This window comes from Acuticoccus yangtzensis (assembly GCF_001927245.1).
Lineage (GTDB): Bacteria > Pseudomonadota > Alphaproteobacteria > Rhizobiales > Amorphaceae > Acuticoccus > Acuticoccus yangtzensis.
In genome coordinates, this window is record NZ_MJUX01000018.1 from 1 (window position 1) to 3,178 (window position 3,178).

2 protein-coding genes and 3 pseudogenes are annotated in these 3,178 nt (G+C 68.3%); 2 read left to right on the plus strand and 3 right to left on the minus strand.

From position 1 onward, the window contains the following. Positions 1-120: 120 nt before the first annotated feature. Positions 121-231 (plus strand): annotated as a pseudogene (locus BIX52_RS23855) (IS630 family transposase); the annotation flags it as partial. 57 nt (positions 232-288) lie between these two features. Here the strand turns inward: BIX52_RS23855 and tnpC are convergent. The 3 genes and pseudogenes from tnpC to tnpA form a co-directional block, all read right to left on the minus strand. After that, positions 289-1,800 carry an IS66 family transposase gene (tnpC, locus tag BIX52_RS22050; RefSeq protein ID WP_171973594.1) on the minus strand — a complete coding sequence of 504 codons (1,512 nt, stop codon included), beginning with the start codon at positions 1,798-1,800 and terminating at the stop codon, positions 289-291. Between the two features lie 96 nt (positions 1,801-1,896). Next, positions 1,897-2,240, minus strand: a pseudogene (gene tnpB / locus BIX52_RS22055) (IS66 family insertion sequence element accessory protein TnpB). Next, complete coding sequence (gene tnpA / locus BIX52_RS22060) at positions 2,237-2,650, minus strand: IS66-like element accessory protein TnpA (protein ID WP_075223271.1); 414 nt, start codon at positions 2,648-2,650, stop codon at positions 2,237-2,239. The pseudogene tnpB and the gene tnpA overlap by 4 nt, the downstream one beginning before the upstream one ends. A 61-nt stretch (positions 2,651-2,711) precedes the next feature. Between tnpA and BIX52_RS23860 the strand changes: the two are divergent. Next, positions 2,712-3,050 (plus strand): annotated as a pseudogene (locus tag BIX52_RS23860) (IS21 family transposase); the annotation flags it as partial. Between the last annotated feature and the right edge of the window lie 128 nt (positions 3,051-3,178).

The following is a 3,178-nucleotide window of genomic DNA, read 5'->3' on the forward strand; positions in this document are numbered from 1 at the left end:
CGGCGATGGCATGGTTGAACCGACGCGGGCTTGTGGATTGGAAATCCCCTAGTGGATTGACCCATTTAAAAGAGTCCGTTTTGGGATTCCGTTGAGGGTAAGCCCGTGCGAAGGAGAGAGATGCGAACAGGCATTTCCTTCACGGTCTCGGGGACCGAGCGAACGCGGCTCGAAGCCATCGTTTCGGGCTGGAACACCCCGCAAAAGCATGTGTGGCGGGCGCGCATCGTGCGTAAGCATCCGGAGAGGGCCGCAGGCACGGCGGATCGTGGCTATGGCTCAGGCGGTTTAGCTGGAGGACACCGGCGTTTTCCAGTTCCACGCCAGGACGTCGGCCAGCCAGGCTTGCGGGTCGACATCGTTGAGCTTGGCCGCCCCGATCAGCGTTGCCATGGCGGCAGCGCGGTCGGCGCCGCGCTCGGAGCCAGCGAAGAGCCACGCCTTGCGCCCGAGGGCAAAGCCCCGGAGCGCCCGCTCGGCGGCGTTGTTGGTCAGGCAGATCCTGCCGTCCGCGAGGAAGCCGGAGAAGCGGTCCCAACGCTTCAGCATGTAGTCGATCGGCTTGGCGACCGCCGCCGATCGCGACAGGCGGGCGCGTTTCTCACGCAGCCACGCCTCGAGGTCTGATACGAGCGGCGCGCTCATCGCCTGCCGCACGCGGTGACGCTCCGCCGCGTCGAGGCCGTTGATGGTGCGCTCGATGTCGAACAACGCGTCGATGCGCCGGACGGCCTGGAGCGCGACCGGCGAGATCACCGGTGCTCGGCCGTCGCGACGGGCCCGCGCGGCGATGTCGACGAGTTCGAAGAACGGACGCCGCGCGTGCCCCCAGCACAGCGCCGGCGTGACCGGCCCCTCGGCGCGCGACGGATCGTAGAGCGCATTGTAGCCGCTGTAGGCGTCGGTCTGGAGGATGCCGGCGAAGTCGCGCAGATGGCGTTCGGGGTGCTCTTGCCACCGATCGCACGAGGCGTAGTAGAGCGCGGCTGGCGGCGCACGGCCACCGAACGGCAGGTCGTCGCGGACGTAAGCCCAAATGTGGCCCGTGATCGTCTTGCCTTTGGCGAGGATCGGTACCGTGGTGTCGTCGCCGTGAAAGCGCTCGGCGGCCAGAACATGCGCCTCGATCAGGGCATGGAGCGGCTGCAGCGCCGTCGTCGCGGCGCCGACCTGGTCGGCGAGCGTCGAGACCGACAGGTTGATGCCTTTGCGGCCATAGCGCTCGCTCTGTCGGTTCAGCGGCAAATGCTGGCCGAACTTCTCGAACAGGATCGTCGCCAGAAGGTGCGGTCCGGCAAAGCCGCGCGGCGTCACATGGAAGGGCGCGGGCGGCTGCATGATCCGCTCGCACTCGCGGCAGGCGAACCGCTCGCGCACGGTCAGGACGACCTTCCAGCGGCGGGGGGTCACCTCCAGCGTCTCGGTGATGTCTTCACCGAGCTTCGACAGCCGAGGCGAGCCGCAGCACGGGCAGCTCTCCGGCGCGGCGATCACGACACGCTCGCGCGGCAGATGGGCCGGGAAGGGTTTGCGCGCCGGCCGCTTGCGGGCGAACGCGGGGGCCGATCCTGTCTGCGTCGCCGCGGTCTCGGCGGCGCGCTCGTCCTCGCTGGCCGTTGTCTCGAGATCCTCCAGCTGCAGCTCCATCTGCTCCAAAAGCCGAGCCTTGCGCTCGGAGCGGCTGCCGTAGAGCTCACGCCTCAGCTTCTCGATCTGGAGCTTGAGATGGGCGACCAGAGCGGTCACGTCCGACTGCGCCGCTTCCGCGGCGAGCCGCGTCGCCCGCTCCGCGCGGATCATCGCGTGGGCGCTGGCAAGGTCGTCGGGGAGCGAATCGGCGGCGCTGTTCACACCTTCAGCGAATCATGATCCCCCGGCATCCGCCAAGGCCAAACGTCACCCGACCGAGGTCGGACGCCAGGACTCTTGCGGGTGGCGCCAGTCGATCCCTTCCAGCAAGTAGCCAAGCTGTGCCGGCGTGATCGTCACCGCCCCGTCAGCCGGCGAGGGCCACAGAAAGCGGCCTCGCTCCAGCCGCTTCGTGAACAGGCACGCGCCCTGGCCGTCGTGCCAGATCTCAGAAGGTCGCCCCGGCGGCCGCGGAAGCAGAACAGATGACCGCCCAGCGGATCGCGCCGCAGAACCTCGTGGACCAGCAGCGACAGGCCGGGAAATCCCTTCCTCATGTCCGTGTGCCCGGTCGCGAGCCACACCCTCACGCCACTCGGAACCGGGATCATCGACGCTCCAGCACCGCGACCACGCGGGCGAGCGCCTCGCCGTCCACGTCGGCGCCGACGACGATCCGCCGGCCGCAGGCGAGAACGATCTCCATCCGCGAGGTCGTCGCCCGGGCTTCAGGCCGTGGCCCTACGGGCTGCGGTTCAGGCTCCGCCGGGGTCGGCTCGATGATGGCAGGCACGAACGTCGGCGTCTTCGCAGATCGGGGCGGCTCCACCCGGAACGCGCGCCGCCACGTCACCAGCTGCGAGCGCGAGATCCCATGCCGCCGGGCCGCCGCCGCGACCAGCCGCGGCCCCTCCAGGCTCTCCAGCACGATCTTCAGCTTCTCCTCATCGCTCCAGCGACGCCGGCGGCCCCTCTCGACCACCTCCAACCGCTCGAACGCCCTGTGCGTATGCCTGTCCATACGCACAGTTCTCCGCCACCCGAACCACCGCCCGCAAGGCGGCCTTCTCCGGAGGCTTACGATCCGGCGCGCGTCTTTCGTCCAGGGCAAGGCGATCAAGGAGATCTGCCGCGATCTTCGTCTGTCACGCAAGACGGTGCGCAAGGTCCTTCGGTCCGAGGGGACGGCGTTCACGTCCGAGCGCAGCGTCCAGCCGCAACCCAAGCTCGGCCCGTTTACCGATGAACTCGATCGGCTTCTCAATGCCAATGCGGCACGCAGCAGCCGCGAGCGTGTGACGCTCATGAGAATCTTCGAGGAGCTGCGCGGGTTCGGCTACGAGGGTGGTTATGATGCGGTCCGGCTCTATGCGCCGTCTTGGCGACGGCGCGAGGGCACCGGAACAGCAGCGGCATTCGTCCTGACGTCGCCCCCGAAGTGTCCCCACTCATAGCTGGACTATGTTCGTGTTGTGGTCCTGCCCGGACCGGGTTGCAAACTCGTTCGGAGTGAGGCCGCCCAGGCTGGTATGCGGGCGGTCGTGATTGT

Coding starts and splice junctions, on each gene's coding strand:
- tnpA (WP_075223271.1), bottom strand. CDS start 2,650: ATGGACAGGCATACGCACAGGGCGTTCGAGCGGTTGGAGGTGGTCGAG.
- tnpC (WP_171973594.1), bottom strand. CDS start 1,800: ATGATCCGCGCGGAGCGGGCGACGCGGCTCGCCGCGGAAGCGGCGCAG.